Origin of the sequence: Rhodophyticola sp., assembly GCF_965284195.1 — a bacterium.
Lineage (GTDB): Bacteria > Pseudomonadota > Alphaproteobacteria > Rhodobacterales > Rhodobacteraceae > Rhodophyticola.
Window position 1 is genome coordinate 3,279,239 of sequence record NZ_CBDIRM010000001.1, and the last position, 18,456, is coordinate 3,297,694.

General features: G+C 63.0%; 16 protein-coding genes and 1 tRNA gene. 8 read left to right on the forward strand and 9 right to left on the reverse strand.

The window, feature by feature from the left end:
* Positions 1-77 precede the first annotated feature (77 nt).
* From cysQ to ACQ651_RS16465, 8 genes are all read left to right on the forward strand, one after another.
* On the forward strand, positions 78-875 hold the full coding sequence (gene cysQ, locus ACQ651_RS16430; RefSeq protein WP_227286517.1) for a 3'(2'),5'-bisphosphate nucleotidase CysQ: 798 nt from the start codon (positions 78-80) through the stop codon (positions 873-875).
* Positions 872-1,672, forward strand: a complete 801-nt coding sequence (locus ACQ651_RS16435; protein ID WP_375551130.1) for a 3-deoxy-manno-octulosonate cytidylyltransferase — start codon at positions 872-874, stop codon at positions 1,670-1,672. The genes cysQ and ACQ651_RS16435 overlap by 4 nt, the downstream gene beginning before the upstream one ends.
* Positions 1,672-2,898, forward strand: coding sequence for a glycosyltransferase family 2 protein (locus ACQ651_RS16440; RefSeq protein WP_430449871.1), 1,227 nt, complete (start codon positions 1,672-1,674; stop codon positions 2,896-2,898). Before ACQ651_RS16435 ends, ACQ651_RS16440 begins: the two co-directional genes overlap by 1 nt.
* Positions 2,899-3,041: 143 nt before the next feature.
* On the forward strand, positions 3,042-3,935 hold the full coding sequence (galU, locus tag ACQ651_RS16445) for a UTP--glucose-1-phosphate uridylyltransferase GalU (RefSeq protein WP_227286514.1): 894 nt from the start codon (positions 3,042-3,044) through the stop codon (positions 3,933-3,935).
* 31 nt (positions 3,936-3,966) lie between these two features.
* Positions 3,967-5,229 (forward strand): glycosyltransferase family 4 protein, encoded by a 1,263-nt coding sequence (locus tag ACQ651_RS16450; protein ID WP_430449872.1) that lies wholly within the window; start codon positions 3,967-3,969, stop codon positions 5,227-5,229.
* Entirely contained in the window at positions 5,226-6,236 is a 1,011-nt protein-coding gene (locus ACQ651_RS16455; protein WP_227286512.1) for a glycosyltransferase family 2 protein, read from the forward strand. Before ACQ651_RS16450 ends, ACQ651_RS16455 begins: the two co-directional genes overlap by 4 nt.
* Positions 6,233-7,936, forward strand: coding sequence for a beta-1,6-N-acetylglucosaminyltransferase (locus tag ACQ651_RS16460; protein WP_430449873.1), 1,704 nt, complete (start codon positions 6,233-6,235; stop codon positions 7,934-7,936). The genes ACQ651_RS16455 and ACQ651_RS16460 overlap by 4 nt, the downstream gene beginning before the upstream one ends.
* Positions 7,937-9,370 (forward strand): nodulation protein NodH, encoded by a 1,434-nt coding sequence (locus tag ACQ651_RS16465; protein WP_430449874.1) that lies wholly within the window; start codon positions 7,937-7,939, stop codon positions 9,368-9,370.
* On the opposite strand, the gene ACQ651_RS16470 is transcribed toward ACQ651_RS16465, so the two are convergent.
* From ACQ651_RS16470 to ACQ651_RS16510, 9 genes are all read right to left on the reverse strand, one after another.
* Positions 9,367-9,831, reverse strand: coding sequence for a PTS sugar transporter subunit IIA (locus ACQ651_RS16470; protein ID WP_227286509.1), 465 nt, complete (start codon positions 9,829-9,831; stop codon positions 9,367-9,369). The two genes, ACQ651_RS16465 and ACQ651_RS16470, sit on opposite strands and share 4 nt — an antisense overlap.
* Positions 9,832-9,873: 42 nt before the next feature.
* Positions 9,874-10,449 carry a ribosome hibernation-promoting factor, HPF/YfiA family gene (gene hpf / locus ACQ651_RS16475; RefSeq protein WP_227286508.1) on the reverse strand — a complete coding sequence of 192 codons (576 nt, stop codon included), beginning with the start codon at positions 10,447-10,449 and terminating at the stop codon, positions 9,874-9,876.
* A gap of 287 nt (positions 10,450-10,736) precedes the next feature.
* Complete coding sequence (gene lptB / locus ACQ651_RS16480; protein WP_227286507.1) at positions 10,737-11,498, reverse strand: LPS export ABC transporter ATP-binding protein; 762 nt, start codon at positions 11,496-11,498, stop codon at positions 10,737-10,739.
* Positions 11,498-11,989, reverse strand: coding sequence for an LptA/OstA family protein (locus ACQ651_RS16485; protein ID WP_430449875.1), 492 nt, complete (start codon positions 11,987-11,989; stop codon positions 11,498-11,500). The genes lptB and ACQ651_RS16485 overlap by 1 nt, the downstream gene beginning before the upstream one ends.
* A gap of 9 nt (positions 11,990-11,998) precedes the next feature.
* Positions 11,999-12,595: a hypothetical protein gene (locus tag ACQ651_RS16490; protein WP_227286505.1), complete on the reverse strand. Its 597-nt coding sequence runs from the start codon at positions 12,593-12,595 to the stop codon at positions 11,999-12,001.
* 8 nt (positions 12,596-12,603) lie between these two features.
* On the reverse strand, positions 12,604-13,215 hold the full coding sequence (locus tag ACQ651_RS16495; protein ID WP_227286504.1) for a ribonuclease D: 612 nt from the start codon (positions 13,213-13,215) through the stop codon (positions 12,604-12,606).
* A gap of 38 nt (positions 13,216-13,253) precedes the next feature.
* Positions 13,254-13,340 (reverse strand) — tRNA-Leu (locus ACQ651_RS16500).
* A gap of 82 nt (positions 13,341-13,422) precedes the next feature.
* Complete coding sequence (locus ACQ651_RS16505) at positions 13,423-16,668, reverse strand: translocation/assembly module TamB domain-containing protein (protein WP_430449876.1); 3,246 nt, start codon at positions 16,666-16,668, stop codon at positions 13,423-13,425.
* A complete protein-coding gene (locus ACQ651_RS16510) occupies positions 16,665-18,449 on the reverse strand; it encodes an autotransporter assembly complex protein TamA (protein WP_430449877.1) in 1,785 nt (594 codons plus the stop codon). Before ACQ651_RS16510 ends, ACQ651_RS16505 begins: the two co-directional genes overlap by 4 nt.
* Positions 18,450-18,456: the final 7 nt, after the last annotated feature.

Genomic DNA, 18,456 nt, shown 5'->3' on the forward strand with positions numbered 1-18,456 from the left:
GCTTTGCCCTTAGCCCTTTACATGACGATACCGCCAAAGAGATTAACGATCAATCTAGACCGCAAGGAGTATCCTGAGTGGATTTCGAGAAAATCGAACGCGTTTTTCGCAAGCTCGCGCTTGAGGCTGGCGCGCGGATCATGGAGATTTACGAGGCCGATGATTTTGACGTCAAGGTCAAATCCGATGACAGCCCGGTCACGGAGGCCGATGAAGCGGCCGATGCCCTGATCTCGGCGGGATTGCGCGCCGAATTCCCTGACATGACCCTCGTCACCGAAGAGCAGGCGACCAGCCACGAGCGAACCGCCCGCGATTTCATCATCGTCGATCCGTTGGACGGGACCAAGGAATTCATCCAGCGCCGCGGGGATTTCACCGTCAATATCGCCCTTGTGCGCGATGGCGCACCGGTACGCGGCGTGGTCTATGCACCTGCGAAGGGCCGGTTGTTCTACACGCAGGCGAACGGGCGCAGCGTCGAAGAAACCGGCGATTTCAACCCGGATATGTCCGGCGAAGTCACGGAAATCGGCGTTTCGGTGCCGGATGTGCGCGCGCTGAGGGTCGTTGCATCGAAATCGCATCGGGATAGCGCAACCGATGCCTATATCGCCAAATACAACGTTGCGGATATGAAAAGCGCGGGCTCCTCGCTCAAATTCTGTCTTCTGGCCACGGCGGAGGCGGATCTTTATCCGAGACTTGGCCGGACCATGGAGTGGGACACGGCGGCGGGCGATGCCGTCCTGCGCGGCGCGGGCGGCAAGATGGTCCGCTTTGACGATCACACGCCGTTTGTCTATGGCAAGCCCGGCTACGAGAACCCGTTTTTCATAGCCTATGCGCCCGGTGTCGCCCTGAAATCCTCATGAGTGTCGTTTGCATCATCCCGGCGCGCTACGCGTCGAGCCGCTATCCGGGCAAACCGCTGGCGGTGCTGCGCGGTGCGACCGGAGACGCGCAAAGCCTGATCGAACGAAGCTGGCGCGCGGCGATGGCGGTGGACGGGTTCGATGCGGTCTACGTCGCCACCGACGATGAACGGATCGCCGAAGCGGCAGAGCGGTTCGGTGGCCGCGTCCTGATGACCTCGGAGACCTGCGCCAATGGCACCGAACGCTGCGCGGAGGCGTTGGGCCTGATCGACGGGTGCGTGGAAATTGTGGTGAACCTGCAGGGCGATGCGCCGTTGACGCCCGCCTGGTTTCTGGAGGATCTGATCGCCGGATTGCGCGCCGCGCCCGATGCGGCGGTCGCCACGCCGGTCCTGCGTTGCGACGGCGAAACGCTGAATGCGCTCAAGGCGGACCGGCTCGCCGGTCGCGTCGGTGGCACGACGGCGGTATTCGATGCGGCGCATCGGGCCCTTTTCTTCTCAAAGGAGGTGATCCCCTTCACCGCTGGGACCTACCCGGAAGACGCGGAGACGCCCGTGTTTCACCATGTCGGTGTCTATGCGTATCGGCCGGAGGCACTGTCAGCCTATCCCGGCCTTGCCGCAGGGCGGCTTGAGCAGATGGAGGGGTTGGAGCAGTTGCGGTTTCTGGAACACGGCCACCCGGTTCTGTGTGTGGAGGTCGCCGCGCGCGGGCGCCAGTTCTGGGAACTCAACAATCCCGAGGATGTTCCCCGGATCGAGGCGATGCTGGCCCAGATGAACATGCCCTGATGGCGGCGCTTCCGGTCAGCGTGATCGTTGTCAGCCAAGGCCGCCCGGCCCTGCTGAGACGGTGCCTGCTGGGTATCCATCAGCTGGCGTATCGCCCGGTCGAACTGATCGTCGTTGCCGACCGGAACGGGCTGGACCGCATCGCGGATCTGAGCTTTGCCGGGCGGATCAAGACCAGGCTTGAGACGCGGCAGAATATCTCGGCGGCGCGCAATCTGGGTATCGCCATGGCTGGGGGAGAGATCCTCGCCTTTGTCGACGATGACGCGGTGCCGGAGCCGAGTTGGCTGACGCGCCTGATCGCGGCCTTCGAGGACCCAGACGTAATGGCGGCTGGCGGCCATGTGATCGGGCGCAACGGGATTTCCCTGCAATGGGGCAGCCGGGCCGTGAACGGCTTGGCGGAGGAGATGGCGCTTGATCTGCCGGGCGCCGGGCCGGTCTGCCCGGATTTGCCGGAAGGCTACGCACTGAAGCTGCAAGGCACGAATTTCGCGCTGCGCCGGGAGGCGATCGAGCAGATCGGCGGTTTCGACGAGGCCTTCGCCTTCTATCTCGACGACACCGATCTGGCCATGCGGCTGCACCGGGCCGGCCTCAGGAGTGCCGCCGTGCCCGGAGCACTGGTTCATCACGGCTTTGCGCCCTCAAGCCGGCGCCACCGCAACCGGGCCCCCAGATCGTTGGCGCAGATCGGGGCCAGCATGGCGGTTTATCTGCGCAAACACGGGCAGGCCGATCGGGTTGTGCCGAGACTGAACGCGTTTCGAAAGCAGCAAAGGGACCGTCTTGACCGGTTTCTGCTGCGCGGAGATCTGGAACCCGGGGATGTAGGGCGCTTGCGGAAAGACCTTGAGGACGGGATCGCCGCGGGCATGACGCGTCAGCCCGGGCAGACGCTGATCCCGACTGTTGGTGACGGCACATTTCTGACATTGCGGGAGGAGCCGGCGCCGCAGGCGGTCTACATGGCCGGTCGCTGGTTCCAGGCACGGCGCCTTCTGGCGGAGGCGGCGCAGAAAGCCGGTAAAGGCGGGACGGTCACGGTTTTTCTGTTTGCGCCGAGTTTGCGGGCCCATCGCGTCGCGTTTTCGGAAACCGGGGTCTGGGTTCAGGCCGGGGGCCTTTTCGGCCGTTCGGATCGTGGGCAAGCCTTTGCCCAGGCCTGGGGCTTTCGCGGACGGGTTCGCGCCGAGACGGAGCGATGCCGTCCCCATCGCGGCTGATTTTTGATAAGGAAGCCACAGATATCAACTTTTGCGGACTTCGCAGCGCCATGATTCCAGCAAAAGCTGGCCCTTCGCCAACGACCTGACTATGTCGGTTAAGGCGTGGCTGCGTGCGAGCCATGGGGCTGAATGGTGAGTTTATGAAAAAACGTGTGACCAAGGCGATCTTTCCGGTGGCGGGGCTGGGAACCCGGTTCTTGCCCGCCACGAAATCCATTCCCAAGGAAATCATGACGCTGGTCGACCGGCCGCTGATCCAATACGCGATCGACGAGGCGCGTGCCGCGGGGATCAAGGAGTTCATCTTCGTCACGTCGCGCGGCAAGAGCGCGCTGGAGGATTACTTCGACCATTCGCCAGAACTGGAAACCGCCCTTCGCAAGAAGGGCAAGGAGGATCTGCTTCAGGCCTTGAAGACCACCAATATGGACAGTGGCGCCATCGCCTATCTGCGTCAGCACCGGCCCCTTGGCCTTGGCCATGCCGTTTGGTGCGCACGGCGGCTTCTGGCGGATGAGCCCTTTGCCGTGATCCTGCCCGATGATGTCATCGCTGCCGAAACGCCCTGCCTGCAGCAGATGGTCGAGGCGCATGCCGAGACCGGGGGCAATATGGTCGCCGCGATGGAGGTGCCCTCGGACAAGGCTTCGGCCTACGGCATTCTCGACATCAAGGAGGACATGGGCTCGGTCGTGTCGGTCAAGGGGATGGTCGAGAAACCCCCCATGGGCAAGCAGCCGTCGAACCTTGCGGTCATCGGACGGTACATCCTGACGCCGAACATCATGAACAACCTGCACAGGATCAAAACCGGCGCAGGCGGCGAGGTTCAGTTGACCGATGCGATCGCGCAGGAGATCGAAGTGTCCGGCAATGTCTATGGCTTCCGGTTCCGGGGGCAGCGGTTCGATTGCGGTTCCAAGGCCGGTTTTCTTCAGGCGACCGTCGCGTTCGGCCTGGCGCGGGAGGAGTTGCGCGACGAATTCTCGCAATACCTGGACGAAATGATGGCCACGCAAAACGCGGCACAGTGAGCGCCTGCCCCAGATGAAAGGGGCCTTGCCCGTGGGCCGTGCCGAATACCCGATCTGTCTGGATGTGACGCGCCTGCTCAGCCGGGTCGGTCGTGGTGCGCTGACCGGTGTGGATCGTGTCGAATATGCCTATCTGAACCGATGTCTTCGTCATCATCCGGATACCCGGTACATTTGCCGGACAACCCGGGGCTACCTGCTTCTTGGCCGCGACGGCGGATCCTGTCTTTCCGATATCCTCGATGGCCGCCTGCCCCTTGGCCGGGCGGACCGGTTGTCGCGCGCTTACGGCAAGGCCCGCAATCCCCGGCACCGGGCCGAGGCCATGTTGCGCCCCCATGCAACGGCGCGCTGCCTTGCCGGGCGGATTTCGACGATGCTGAGGGCACAGTTTCGCGATCAGACGGTCTATCTGAATGTGGGGCACAGCAACCTGTCGCTTCGAATGCTTGCCGCCGTATCCGCCCAGCCGGACATGCGGATGGCGGTGCTGGTTCATGATGTAATCCCGCTGGATTATCCCGATTTCGTTGTCCCGGGCCAGACGCAGGGTTTTGCGGCCATGATGAAGCGCGTCTGCATGCAGGCGGATCTGATCATTGCAAACTCCCATGATACCCGCGCGCGCCTGACATCTCATGCCGCGGGCTGGGGCGGACTGCCGGATATTGCGGTTGCCCATCTGGGGTTGTCGGATCCGGTGGCGTTCGGGCCACTGCCGCCGGGTTTTGATCCCGGCCATCCATCCTTTCTGGCTTTGGGGACCATCGAGCCCCGCAAGAACCACGCGCTTTTGCTGGATGTCTGGGACGATCTGGCCGAAACCCTGCCTGCAAACCGGGTCCCGCATCTGCATCTGGTCGGAAACCGGGGCTGGCGGAGCGAGGATCTTCTTGCGCGCCTTGACGATCACTCTCTGAACGGGACCTGTATCTTCGAGCATGGAGCCCTGCCCGATACGCAGGTGAGAAGCCTGATGGCGGCGGCCAGCGGGCTGCTATTCCCCAGCCTTGCGGAGGGGTTCGGCCTGCCTCCGGCCGAGGCGCTTCGAGAGGGCTGCGTTCCGTTCTGCTCGGACCTTCCGGTTCTGCGCGAGGTTCTGGGCGACAGCGTCATTTACCTTGACCCCCGGGATGCGTACTCTTGGTCCGCAACGATAAAGCAACGAATTGTGGATAGTTTGCCAGTGCCTGACCCTTCAAAAGCCCGGCTTCCCGACTGGCAGGCACATTTTGGAACCGTCGAAGCGGCCTTGGCTGCACTTTGGCAGGACAGGCAAGAAGGCAGGTCATGAAGGCGATTCAGCGCTATGGATTGCGCCTGAGGCGACGGAAATTCCGCATCCGCGCCATGCGCAAACGCTGGCAGCTTCTGCCGGTCGCCGACCGCACCGACCTGATCCGCCCGGACGACGTCCTGTGTTTTGTGACCCTTCGCAACGAGAAACTGCGCCTGAAGTACTTCCTTGAGTACTATCGCGACCGCGGCATCTCGCATTTCTTCTTTGTCGACAATGACAGCACCGACGGGACGCGCGAGTTTCTGGCCGCGCAGTCCGATTGTTCCGTCTGGACGACATCCGCCAGCTACAAGCGGTCCCGCTTCGGGATGGACTGGCTGAACTGGCTTTTGATGAAATACGCCCATGGCCATTGGAGCCTTGTGGTCGATCCCGACGAGTTCCTGGTCTATCCGTTCTGCGACAGCCGCCCGATCCCGGCGCTGACCGATTGGCTGGATGCCTCTTCCATCAAGTCCTTCGGGACCATGCTGCTTGACATGTACCCGAAAGGGTCGATCACCGCCCAACCCTATCATGACGGTCAGAACCCGTTCGAGATCGCCTGCTGGTTCGATGCGGGCAATTATCAGATCAAGCGGAACTGGCAGTTCGGAAACCTGTGGATCCAGGGCGGCCCGCGCGCCCGCCTTTTCTTTCCCGACCGGCCCGAGCGGGCGCCCGCGTTGAACAAGATCCCGCTGGTCAAATGGAACCGGTCCTACGCCTTTGCCAGCTCCACCCACATGCTTCTGCCGCGGGGGCTGAACCTCGTTTACGACGAATGGGGCGGGGAAAAGACCTCCGGCGTCCTGATGCATGCCAAGTTTCTCGACACCTTCACGTCGAAGGCGGAGGAGGAGCTTGAACGTCGGCAGCACTATGCCAACAGCCATGAATACAAGGCCTATCATGCGGGCCTGAACGAAGATCCGAATTTCTGGTGCAAGTGGTCCGAGCGCTACATCAACTGGCGGCAGCTTGAGATCCTGGGCCTCATGTCCAAGGGAAACTGGGCATGAGCAGTGTCGGGTTCGTCATGCTTTGCCACACCGCGCTGGACCGGGCGGCGGAGGTGGCCAGGCACTGGGCCGAACGCGAATGCCCGGTTGTCATACATGTGGACAAGCGGGTCAGCGCCAGGGCCAATGCCTGGCTGCAATCCACGCTGTCGGACCTGCCGAATATCCGGTTTTCCAAGCGGCACAAATGCGAATGGGGCACCTGGTCGCTGGTTGCCGCGTCGCAGACCGCGTCCGAGGTGATGCTGGCGGAGTTCCCGAAGGTCCGCCATGTCTATCTGGCCAGCGGCTCCTGCCTGCCGCTGAGGCCGGTTGAGGAACTGAAAGAGTATCTTGCCGCCCGGCCGCATACGGATTTTATCGAAAGCGTGACCACGCAGGATGTGGAATGGACCGTGGGCGGCTTGAATTCAGAACGATTCCTCTTCCGGTTCCGCTTCTCGTGGAAGCGACATCGCTTCCTGTTCGATCGCTATGTCGAGCTGCAACGGACCCTTGGCCTGAAACGCGAAATGCCCGAAGGGTTGGTGCCGCATCTGGGCTCTCAATGGTGGTGCCTGACGCGGCAGACATTGTCGGCGATCCTGCAGGACCCGGCGCGCAAGGCCCATGACGCTTTCTTCAAACTGGTCTGGATTCCAGACGAGAGCTATTATCAGACGCTTGCGCGGGTCTATTCCAGACAGATGGAGAGCCGGTCGCTGACCCTGTCGAAGTTCGATTTTCAGGGCAAGCCGCATGTGTTCTACGATGACCATCTGCATCTTCTGCGCCGCTCGGATTGCTTCGTGGCGCGCAAGGCGTGGCCGCGTGCAAGCCGTCTTTACGAGACATTCCTGCGCGCCGATCAGCCCGGATCCCAGATGGCGGAGCCCGCACCGGGCAAGATCGACCGGGTGTTCGCAAAGGCGTTGGAACGCCGGACGCGGGGCCGTGCGGGCCTTTACATGCACAGCCGGTTCCCCAATCTCGACTGGGAAAACGGCAAGACCTGCGCGCGGTACTCCGTGTTTCAGGGCTTCAACGACCTGTTCGAGGATTTCGAGCCGTGGCTGTCCCGCCGTCTCGGAGCGCGGGTCCATGGCAACCTCTTCGATCCAGTCCGGGCCCGTTTCGCCGGAGATACGGATGTCTATGCCGGCTGTTTGTCGTCGGCTGCGAAACTGCGCGATTACAATCCGCAGCATTTCCTGACGAGCCTCATCTGGAACACGCGGGGCGAACGCCAGGTGTTCCAGTTCAGCCCGCGCGACAACCAGAAAATCGGCTGGTTCCTGTCCTCAGACAGCAACGCGCAGATCTCGGTCATCACCGGGGCCTGGGCTGTGCCGCTGTTTCTTTCGAATCGAGATTTCGGCGAGATCCGCAAAGAGGCCGCAATGATGCAGAAGCGGGAGGTGGAGTTCCTGAACATCCTGCGCAGCGTCAAGACCCGGGCCGATGTGCGGATCTGGTCGCTTGCCGAGTTCGTGGAGGAGCCGATGGAGAACCTGCAAAGCATTCTGGATGCGATGGACGGGCCTTCGGCGCCGCGCCTGACCGAGGCACCGCGCATGGCCAATCTGGACGGGTTCGGGCAGTTTCTGCAAAACCTCAAGAACCAGGGCATGCAACCCTTCGTGATCGGAGATTTTCCGGCCACGACCCAGGGATTGCAAACGAAACCCGGTGATAACCGCCCCTATCTGGTAAAGAAGTAGATGCCCCGCCAATTTGACGCCTTCGTGATGTTTGCCGAGATGCGGACCGGGTCGAACTATCTTGAGGCGACGTTGAACGAGTTCCCCGACCTGGCCTGCCTGGGCGAGGTGTTCAACCCGTCCTTCATGGGCCATCACAAGACCTTCGAGATGTTCGGCATCGACATGAAGGCGCGCGAAAGGGACCCGGTCCGACTTTTCGACGCGCTGCTTGAGAATACCGAAGGATTGCCGGGGTTCCGATTCTTTCACGATCATGACGCCCGGGTGCTGGAGCGGGTGTTGCCCGACCCGAAAGTCGCCAAGATCATCCTGACCCGCAATCCGCTGGAAAGCTATGTATCGCGCAAGATCGCGGCGGCGACGGGTCAATGGCGGTTGACGGACATGAAGCACCGTCGCGAGTCCGACAAGATCACATTCGACACCGAAGAGTTCGAGGTTCTGCTTGAGAAGCTTCAGGAGTTCCAGATTGCACTGCAAAACGGCCTGCAACGAACGGGGCAAACCGCCTTCTACATCTCCTATGAAGACATCAACGATCTGGATGTGATCAACGGGATGGCGCGATATCTGGGGTCTTCCCATGAGATTTCGGCGACCAACAGCAAACTGAAAAAGCAAAACCCGAGCGATCTGAGCCAGAAGGTCGAGAATTTCGAGGAAATGGCGGCGGCCGTCGCGGCGCTTGACCGGTTCGATTTGACCCGGACCCCCAATTTCGAGCCGAGACGGCATCCCGGCGTGCCGGGGTTTTTCGCCCTGCCGGAGACCGGGCTGCTGTTCATGCCCATCAAGGGATCGGTGGTGGCGCCGGTCGTGACCTGGATGGCCGGGCTTGACGGGCTCGCCGCGCGCGATGTGCCGAGCGGGATGAACCAAAAGGAGCTTCGCCAATGGATGCGCCGGCACGAGGGCCATCGCAGCTTCACGGTTCTACGGCATCCGGTTGCCCGCGCCTATGATGTGTTCACCCGCTACATTCTGCCAAACGACCGCCCTGCATATGCGGAGGCGCGGCGGGTGCTGCGCAAGATGTACGGTCTTCCCATCCCCGCGAAAGGGCTTGTGGACGGATATGGAGCGGAGGAGCACAAGGCCGCGTTCCTCGCCTTTCTTGCCTTTCTGAAAGGCAATCTGGCCGGCCAGACCGGTCTGAAGGTCGATCCGGCCTGGGCCACCCAAACGGCCATCCTTCAGGGCATGGCGAACGTCACCCTGCCCGATCTGCTGATCCGGGAGGAAGAGATGGCGCGGGAGCTGCCCGCGCTGGCCGCGAAACTTGGCCATGGGGACGCCGGTTTCGATGCGCCTTTGCGCGACGAGCCCTTTCCGCTGAAAAGCATCTATGACGGCTCGGTCGAAGACGCGGCGATGGAGGTTTATCGCCGCGACTATCTGAATTTCGGATTTCCGCGCTGGGACCTGCTTTAGGCCGCCTGCGACGCCGCGCCGCCGGTGATCAGCGTATGCAAGGTCGCCGGGTCAGAATTAGCGCGCAGTTTTGCGCAGAGCGTGGGGTTGCGAAGGGTCCGCGACACAAGTGCCAGTGCCTTGAGATGGTCGACACCGCTATCAGCGGGAGCGAACAGCGCAAAAATCAGGTCGACCGGCTGCCGGTCGACCGATTCGAAATCGATCGGCTTGTCGAGCTTGAGGAAGGCCCCGCTGACATTCGTGAGATCGCCAAGCCGCGCGTGAGGCAGGGCCACGCCGTGGCCGACCCCGGTCGGACCCAGGCTCTCGCGATCCTGCAGCGCGTCGAAAATGCTGCTCGCCGGAAGCCCGACAAGGTTTTGCGCCACATCGGCGATGGTCTGCATCAGGCGTTTTTTACTCGTGACATCCGAAACAACCTTAACGCCCTGCGGTTTGAGCAGTGTCGGCAAATCCATGTCTGATCCTATCCTCGCGCCTGTCCCGGTGCGCGTGTTCGGTTACTTTTCCGGACGGGGGTCGATCCACCCGACATTTCCATCGTCCCGGCGGTACACAACATTCACCCCGTCATGCCCCTCGTTCCGGAAGACCAGAAGCGGCGCCCCGGCGATTTCCATCTGCATCACCGCCTCACCCACGGACAGGGAGGGGATTTTCGTTTCCATCTCGGCCACGATGATGGGCTGGAGGGTTTCGGGTTCGGCGGTATCGTTGTCTTCCGATGCGGCGAGGATATAGGACGACGCGCCGAAAAGTTCAACGGGTTGTGATCGCTCTTTGTGATGGTCCTTCAGACGGCGTTTGTAACGGCGCAGCTGCTTCTCCATCTTGTCGCAGCACGAATCGAACGCGGCATAGATTTCATGTGCGGAGGCCTTCGCAGAAGCCGTCAGTCCGGTCGACAGGTGAACCGTGGTTTCGCACACATATTCATGGCCGCTCCGCGAAAAGATCACATTGGCATCGGTGGGGCGTTCGGCATATTTGGATACGGCCGAGCCAAGGCACTCCTTCACATGGGTCTGAAGTGCGTCACCGATATCGATCTGTTTTCCGCTGATTTGGTACCGCATGTATCCTCCGAAATAGCCCAATAGAGCCTTTCACAACCTTAGCCGTGTGGCCCTAACCAAGTGTTTATGATGTCTGGATGCAGATGCGCCGATCCGCTGTGCGCCATCAGGGCTTGTCTGGCCCGGGCGTGGCACAAATCGGGGATCGGCAATTGCGAACATCGATGCCATTTGGCGACACTTTGCCGGGCTCTGTCAATCGCAAGACGACGCTGAAAGGGGCGGCATATCGTGGCACGCGCATCGCGTTCAGCCCCTGCGCGGGCAATTGCCGAGCGGTCGGCTGCCTAGCTGATGCGGAAGCTCTGCCCCAGATAGACCCGGCGGACATTCTCGTCCCGGACGACTTCATCCGCCGTGCCGTTCATCAGAATCGTACCGTCATGCAGGATATAGGCGCGATCCACGATCTGCAGGGTTTCCCGCACGTTGTGATCGGTGATCAGCACGCCCAGCCCGCGGGTCTTGAGGTCGGAAACCAGCGCCCGGATCTCGCTTACCGCAATCGGGTCGACCCCGGCAAAAGGTTCATCCAGAAGCACGTATCGTGGGTTCGAGGCCAGACAGCGGGCAATCTCCACCCGTCTGCGTTCGCCGCCGGAAAGCGACAGCGCGGGCGCCCGGCGCAGGTGCCCGACAGAGAATTCCGAAAGCAGTTCTTCCAGACGATCCAGACGGGTCGTGCGGTTCGGCTCCGCGACCTCCAGGATCGCCATGATGTTGTCTTCGACGGACAGGCCGCGGAAAATCGACATTTCCTGAGGCAAGTATCCGATCCCGGCCTTGGCGCGGCGATACATGGGAAGCTGCGTGACATCGCGCCCATCCAGCGTGACCGTTCCGCCATCCGGCGTGATCAGCCCGGCGATCGAGTAGAAACATGTGGTCTTGCCCGATCCGTTCGGGCCCAGCAGCGCCACAACCTCCCCCTGGTTCAGCGACATGGTGACATCGCGGATCACCGGCCGGCGGCGATAGCTCTTGCGCAGCCGGCTGATATGCAGGCCCTGCTGGCCTTCGGTGACGGTCAGGTTGGGACGGGCCGCCATCACTCCGTTCCCTGCTGCAAGATGGTGCGAACGCGCCCTTCGACCGTGCCGTCGCCGGTGGCCATGTTCACGACCATCCGGTCGCCTGAGATTGCCGTGGCCCCTTGCGTGACCAGCACGCCGCCCGACAGGGTCATGAGGGAGGAGGCGACTTCATAGGCTGCGGATTGCCCCTCGGCGGCATCTACCCCCCGCGTGACGAGAACGCCTCCGGTCGCCTCGACCCGGCTGACATCCTGTGTGCCACCATCTTCGGTGTTGTAGAAAACGGTGACCTCGCCCGCCGCGATGCGCAGGTCGCCCTGAACGATGATGACGTTGCCGGTAAAGACGGCATTGCCGGTTTCCTGATTCAATGTCAGGGCGTCGGCGGTAACCTCGATCGACTGTGTTGCATCATGCGCCACATCGCCGAAGCCGATATTGACCTGGGCAAAGGCAGCAAGGGCCGAAAATTGCAGGGCCAGAAAAGCCGTAAGAAATGCGCGCATCAAGAAACCTCAACTCTCCGGCTCATATAGCATCCTGACCCGTCCGTTGAAACTCAGAACCTGCACACCGGTTTCTTCGGACAGAACCATCCGATCCGCGCTCAGCGTCATGGAGGGGCCGTCGACCCGGACCGGACCGGGCGAAACGACGCTCAGAACCTCGAAGGAGACCACGATACGGTCGCTTTCAAGCCGGTAGCCCGTCGAACTGGTCAGACGGACATCGTTTTGCAGATCGGCGGTCCGATTGCTCAGATCCACTTCCGATGCGGCGCTGTTCAGAAGAAGATAGTCGGTTTCCGATATGGCGACGCGGGTTTCGACCTGTTGCGCGGAAATCCGATCCGGCGCGTCGGGCACCGGCGCCGCGCTTTCGGCGATGAACAGAACCTCCCGCCCATCTTCCAGCGTGCCGGCAAAGCGCGGGTTGCCCAGCCGCTGTTCGCGGGCAAGTTCTTCTACATCAACCTCGGCGAATGGAATTGCGCGGTCGGGGTCGGGGGAGTTGGAGAACAGAAACAGCGTCGACAGAAGGCCAAGAGCCAGAAGCGGCAAGATGACCTTCACCCAGGCCACGATCTGTGAATATCGGTTGGTTACGGCCATCGGCGCGGCTAATGCGCGAAGATGTCGATCTCCGGCCAGCCCGCCAGATCAAGCCGGGCCCGTGCCGGCAGGAAGTCGAACGATGCTTGTGCAAGATCGCTCCGCCCTTCGCGCGCCAGTCGCCGGTCAAGCTCTTCCCGAAGCCGGTGAAGATACAACACGTCGGATGCAGCATAGGTTTTCTGCGCCTCGCTGAGCACCTCCGCACCCCAGTCCGAGCTTTGCTGATGCTTGGAGATGTCGATGCCCAGAAGTTCCTGGCAAAGGTACTTCAGCCCATGCCGGTCGGTATAGGTCCGCACGAGTTTCGACGCGATCTTGGTGCAGTAGACCGGCGCGGCCAAAGCTCCGAAGGCATTCATCATCGCGGCGATGTCGAAGCGCCCGAAATGAAACAGCTTCAGCACATCGGGATCTGTCAGCAGGGCGGCGAGATTGGGCGCCTCCGTCTGTCCGTTGGCGATCTGCACCAGATGCGCATTGCCGTCCCCGCCCGAGAGCTGAACCAGACACAACCGGTCGCGATGCGGATTCAGACCCATGGTTTCGCAATCGATCGCGACCACCGGCCCAAGATCGAGCCCGTCCGGCAAATCGTTCTGATAGGTATGGATCGTCACATCTGCCCCTTTTCTCGACCCCTGGTCAGAAAAAGGGGTGGTGCCCAGGAGAGGACTCGAACCTCCACGTCCATACGGACACTAGCACCTGAAGCTAGCGCGTCTACCAATTCCGCCACCTGGGCAGGTGTCGTGGAAGCGGCTGATATAGCGGGGTCAAAGCGCTGTCAACGGGCCAATGCGCGAAATCCCGAACTGCGGCCCGGTTCAGTAATCGCGCTCGAAAAACAAACCCAGGCTGCTGTCTCCCTCGGCGCCGAAACTGCCGCGCGCGGTAATGCTTGGCGTCAGATCGATATTGAGATTGATGGTCGCGCCGTTTTCGCCACCCAGGGTCACATCCGTATAGATATTGTCCGAGATGTACCGGCCGGCGCGCAGGGCGGCGCTCCCATCCTCGGTGGTCTGGATATCGAGATCGTCGAGCCCGAGATTCTCCCGCAGGCCGGCGAAGATACCTCCGCCGGAATCGCCGCCTGCCAGCCCGGCCACGGCATCCGCAAGCTGGAGCGCCTGGATCGCCGACAAGCTGGAGACGCTGCGACCGAAGAAGAACTGCGCCAGCACCTCGTCACGGGGCAGCTCCGGTTCGGAGGAGAAGATGACCTCGGGTGCCGAAGCCGGACCTTCAAGGATGATGCGGATCAGATACTCTCCGGACCGGCTTTGCGCGACAAGGCGGATGAACGGATCGAAGCTGCCCCGCAGGGTTGCGCTGCCCTGCACCAGATCCAGCCGCTGGCCCAGAATGCCCAGCCGCCCGCGGATCAGCTCGAACCGGCCATCGGGTATGGCGTTGGCGGCGGTGCCCCGCACCCGCAATGTGCCGCCCAGTTCCGCGTCCAGACCGCGGCCGCGCAGGAAAATGCGGCCAGGCGCGCTGACCGTCAGATCCAGCGCGATCTCGGCATTTCCCCCGCCGGTGCCGTCTCCGTTTCGGCCAAGCAGACCCGCAAAGGCGCGTGTCCGGCGCTGCGCGGCGGTTTCGCCCACATGGGTGATTTCGGGAATGGCTTCGGTGGTGCCAAGCGAGGATTCCGGTATGCGGATTTCCGTCTCGCCGATCAGGATCTCGCCCGACAGGCGCGTCGAGCCTGCAAGATTGCCTGCATAGTTCAGCCGGGCTTCCGGGATGAGAACTTCGTAAAGCTGCGGATCGACCAGAACGACCTCGTTCATGGCAATGTCGAAGCGCACCGGAAGGCTGCGCCCGGAAATGCCGACCGATCCATTGGCGGTGACCCGCCCACCGGAGGTGATGGCCCCGCTTGTCGTCACGCGTGCGGTGCCTTCGGCCAGCCGGATATTCGCCGTGACGTCTTCCAGCCCGAAGCCAAGCGCCGGCGCCGCGATCCTCGCTCCATTGGCGTTCAGGCTGCCCGAGACATTGCGAAGATCGGGGGTGCCGGCAAGGCGGAGATCCATGGTCAGCTCGCCCCGGATGGTTCGGGGGGCGATGAACCGATCCGCCAGCGCCAGAGGCGCGCGCCCGGTCAGGCCCAGATCAACCGCGCCGTCCGGCAGGCCCACATCGCCGGTCAGGGTCATCGTCGTGCCTCCGGGGCCTTCCAGATCGGCCTCGGTTGCCCAAGGCCCTTCGCCGCCGGTTCTGCGTATGCCGCCGTGAACCTCGACCGGGCCGGACAGGGCAGAGGTGAAGAGCGCCACGTTCCGCAGCCAGACCGAGGCCAGTATCTCGCTTGCCTCACTGCTGAGCCGGCCGCCACCCTTGACCGAAAGCTCGCGGCTCGCGAGGTTCAGATCCTCAAGCAAAAGCCCCGTTTCGTCCCGGCGAAGGGCCACCGCAAGTTCGGTGGTTCCGGCAAACAGGGCGGGTGGCAGGCTTGGGGACAGGCGCAGCTCCGTGGACTGCCCGCTGATGGTGGCATCGAAGGCGCCGGACAATGCGTCGGCTGTCCCCCCAACCGCCAAAGTGGCGCTGCCCTGAAAACCATCGCCGACCATCGGCGCAAAACGGCTCAGATCCGCGCTTTCGGCCTGCACGGCATAGGTCAGATCAAGACGGTCATCGGCCAGTTCGGCGCTGGCTTCTCCCTCAAGGGTCAGATCGCCGGCGGTCACTTGCAGACCGCTGAGCGTGACCGGTGCCTCCGCCTCCCATGCCAGATCGGTGCGGAGCGTGGCCGCGTCGCCGATGGCCGTTGCGACGGCCTCATCCCTGTGGCCAAGGCCGGTCGCGGCGGCGGATATGCGCGCGGTGACCGACGACATCCCGCGCGCGGCTTCGGTGATATCGCCGCCCATGTCCAGCGTCACGGCCGCTGCGGTCAGGTCTCCCGCAACAAGACCGCGCAGTTCTGCGTCGCCCGCCCAGCTGTTGCCGTCCCGCCGGTCGTAGCTGATGTCCAGCCGCGCGGATGCGATGGACACGTCGCCATCCGCGATTGGCAGCAAAACCCGATCTTCCGCCGCGCGGGTGGGGGCGATGTTGCCACGCAGGGTAAAGCTGTCAGGCTGGCGTTCCGCATCCAGCACCACGCGCCCTTCCAGTTGCATGGCGGCCGCGTCGATCCGTATCGGGTCGGCGGTCAGGATACCGGCGGCATCCTGCGTGACATTCGCGATCAGGGAAACGTCCGTCCCGAAGAAGTCGCGGTATTCCGGCAGGACAATCGCCGTGATGTCGCCCGACAGATCGAGCATGACCGATTGCGCGCCGGTGTCGGTCTGCATGACTTCCAGATCTCCGGCAAGGCGCGGCTCCCCGTCCGTTTCCAGCGAGAACTCGGCCACGAAATCCGAAAGCGGCCCCTGTCCCTCCAGCGAAAGCAGCACGGAAGGTTCGCCGGGAATGCCCAGAAGCGACGCGGCCAGCCCGCCCTCCTCCTCCTCGAACAACAGGGCGATCTCGGCAATCCGGGTTTCGTTTTCAAATCCGGCGGTCAGACTGAATTGCCCCAACGGGCCATCGCGCCGTTCGAGTTCCAGATTTGCGGTCCCGTCCCCGTCCGCCAGTTCGGCGGATCCGTTGACGGAAAAGACCAGGGCCTGGCCCAGAACGGGCGCCCCGATTTCAACCCGGTCGATGGCCGTCTCCTGAATGCGGATGCTCAGCGGAAGCTCGGGCAGGCTGAACGGCGTCGCTTCGGCATCGGGCAGGCCGCCCGTGGATTGCGGAAGCCGGGCAAGCTCCAGCCGTGCGGCGGTCAGCTCGTTGACTTCCAGCGCGCGGGAGAACAGGGCACTGCGTCTCCAGTCCAGCGTGACGTCTTCCAGCACCAGCCAGACGCCGTCTTCATCCGCGATGGTCAGCCGGTCAAGCGAGGCCCGCGAACTCAGCGCGCCGCGAAATCCCTCGATCCTGACCTGCCGCGCCGCATCGTCGGACAGCGCATCTTCCAGAAGCGCCTGCAGCCGTCCCCTGTCGTCATCCTGCGCGCCAAGCGCGACGGGAAAGACGGCAAGCAGAGATATGAGCAGGAACCGTCTCAAAACGTGTGTCCGATGCCGATGTAAAGCAGCACGCGCTGGCCGGCATTGTCGCCTGTGACGGGTGTCGCCACATCCAGCCGGATCGGACCAAGCGCGGTGTTGTAGCGAAACCCGAGCCCCGCGCCCGCATGCCAGTCGCCATTCGTATCGCCAAGCGGCCCGGCGGAGATGTAGCCGCCATCGGCAAAGGCCACCAGCCCGTAGGTTTCGGTGATATCGGCCCGGATTTCGGCGGAGAGACCTGCAAAGCCGCGCCCGCCGCTGCTGGTGCCGCCCTGGGTCGCGCCGAGCGATTTGTAGGGCTGGCCGCGCACTGTTCCGCCGCCACCGGAATAGAACAGAAACTCCGGCGGAAGGTCGGTGAAGGCACCGCCTTCGATGGTGCCAAGCTGCACACGGCCGGCAAGGCGGACCCTGTCATCCTCCCCAAACCCGAGATAGCCGCGCCCGTCCAGCACGGCACGAAGCCCGAACCCGTCGCCCGTGCCCTCCAGAACGGTGAAGGGCGTCAGTTCAAGCTCGGCATAATAGCCGTTGCGGGCGTCCAGCGGATTGTCGCGCCGGTCATAGGTCGCACTGGTCGGCCAGGTGGCTAGAACGATCTGGCGGCTGCCGAAGGCGTCGTCGATATCGGAAAAGCGCAGACCGACGCCGAACCGGGTTGTCAGCTCGTCCGAGATCAGCCTTTCGAAGCCAAGGCTGGTTTCGAACAGCGTCTCTTCGAAGGTCGGCTCGTCCAGACCCGCGAGGCGCGTGTCGAAGATCAGCGCGGTATCGGGCCGGAACGTGGCGGGGCGGGTAAAGACGCCGCGCAATTCCCAGTCCGCGCCGCCGGTGTCGCCCCCGACCCCGGAAATCTCGGCATCGAAGCGCAGCCGTTCCGCGCCGCCGAGAAGATTGCGGTGCAGCCAGTACGCGCTGAGCGCACCACCGTCGGAAGAAGAGATTTCGGCGCCGAAGCCAAACCGTCTGAGCGGTGCCTCGACCAGTGTCGCACCGATATCCATGACCGCGTTGGCGTCCGGCGTCTGTTCCTCCAGCGCGACGGACCGGAATGTGCCGGTGCGGCGCAGTCTCTGCTCCGAGGTTTCCAGCGTGTCGGGGTCGAAGACCTCGCCGCGGGGCAGGCCGGCAATCTCCCGGATCCGCTCGGGCCGGGTGCGCTGCTGGCCTTGCGGGATCAGATCGCCGAACCGGACAAGGGGTCCGGGTGAAACCGAGATATCCGCATCGAGCACCGCCTCCTGCTGACGTGCGGTGATCGACTGCCGCCCGATATCCGCCGTGGCGTGGCCTGCCTGCCGCCACCCCGTGATCGCGGCCTCCGCGGTCTCCCTCAGAACGGGCGTGTTCGCGGGCGCGCCGGTGCGAAACCCTTCCGGCAGCTCGGTGCCGGGCGCGAGCGGAGCGATGTCCGTCCGGCCAAGGCGAAAGGCGGCGCCGGTTTCAACGCGGATAGCGGCGCGGTCGATGCGAGCCGGGGGCGAAAAAGGCGACAGTTCCGCAGCCTCCCGGCCGTTCAGGCGGATGCTGATCACCGGCCCGAAATACCCGTATTCGTAAAGCACGCCAAGCAGGCGCGCATAATCCGCGCGCGCCGCGGCAACCCTGTCCTGGATGGTGGTGCCTTCCTCTGCGTCGGTTCTGGCCAGCAGGGAGGTCGCACGCAGCGCATCGATCAGATCGTCCGATCCGCCGGGCACATCGAAAGCGACCTCGGCACCAGCGATACCGGGGTAGAGCAGAACACATGACAAAAGAAACGCACGTAACCGGGTCAAGCCCACA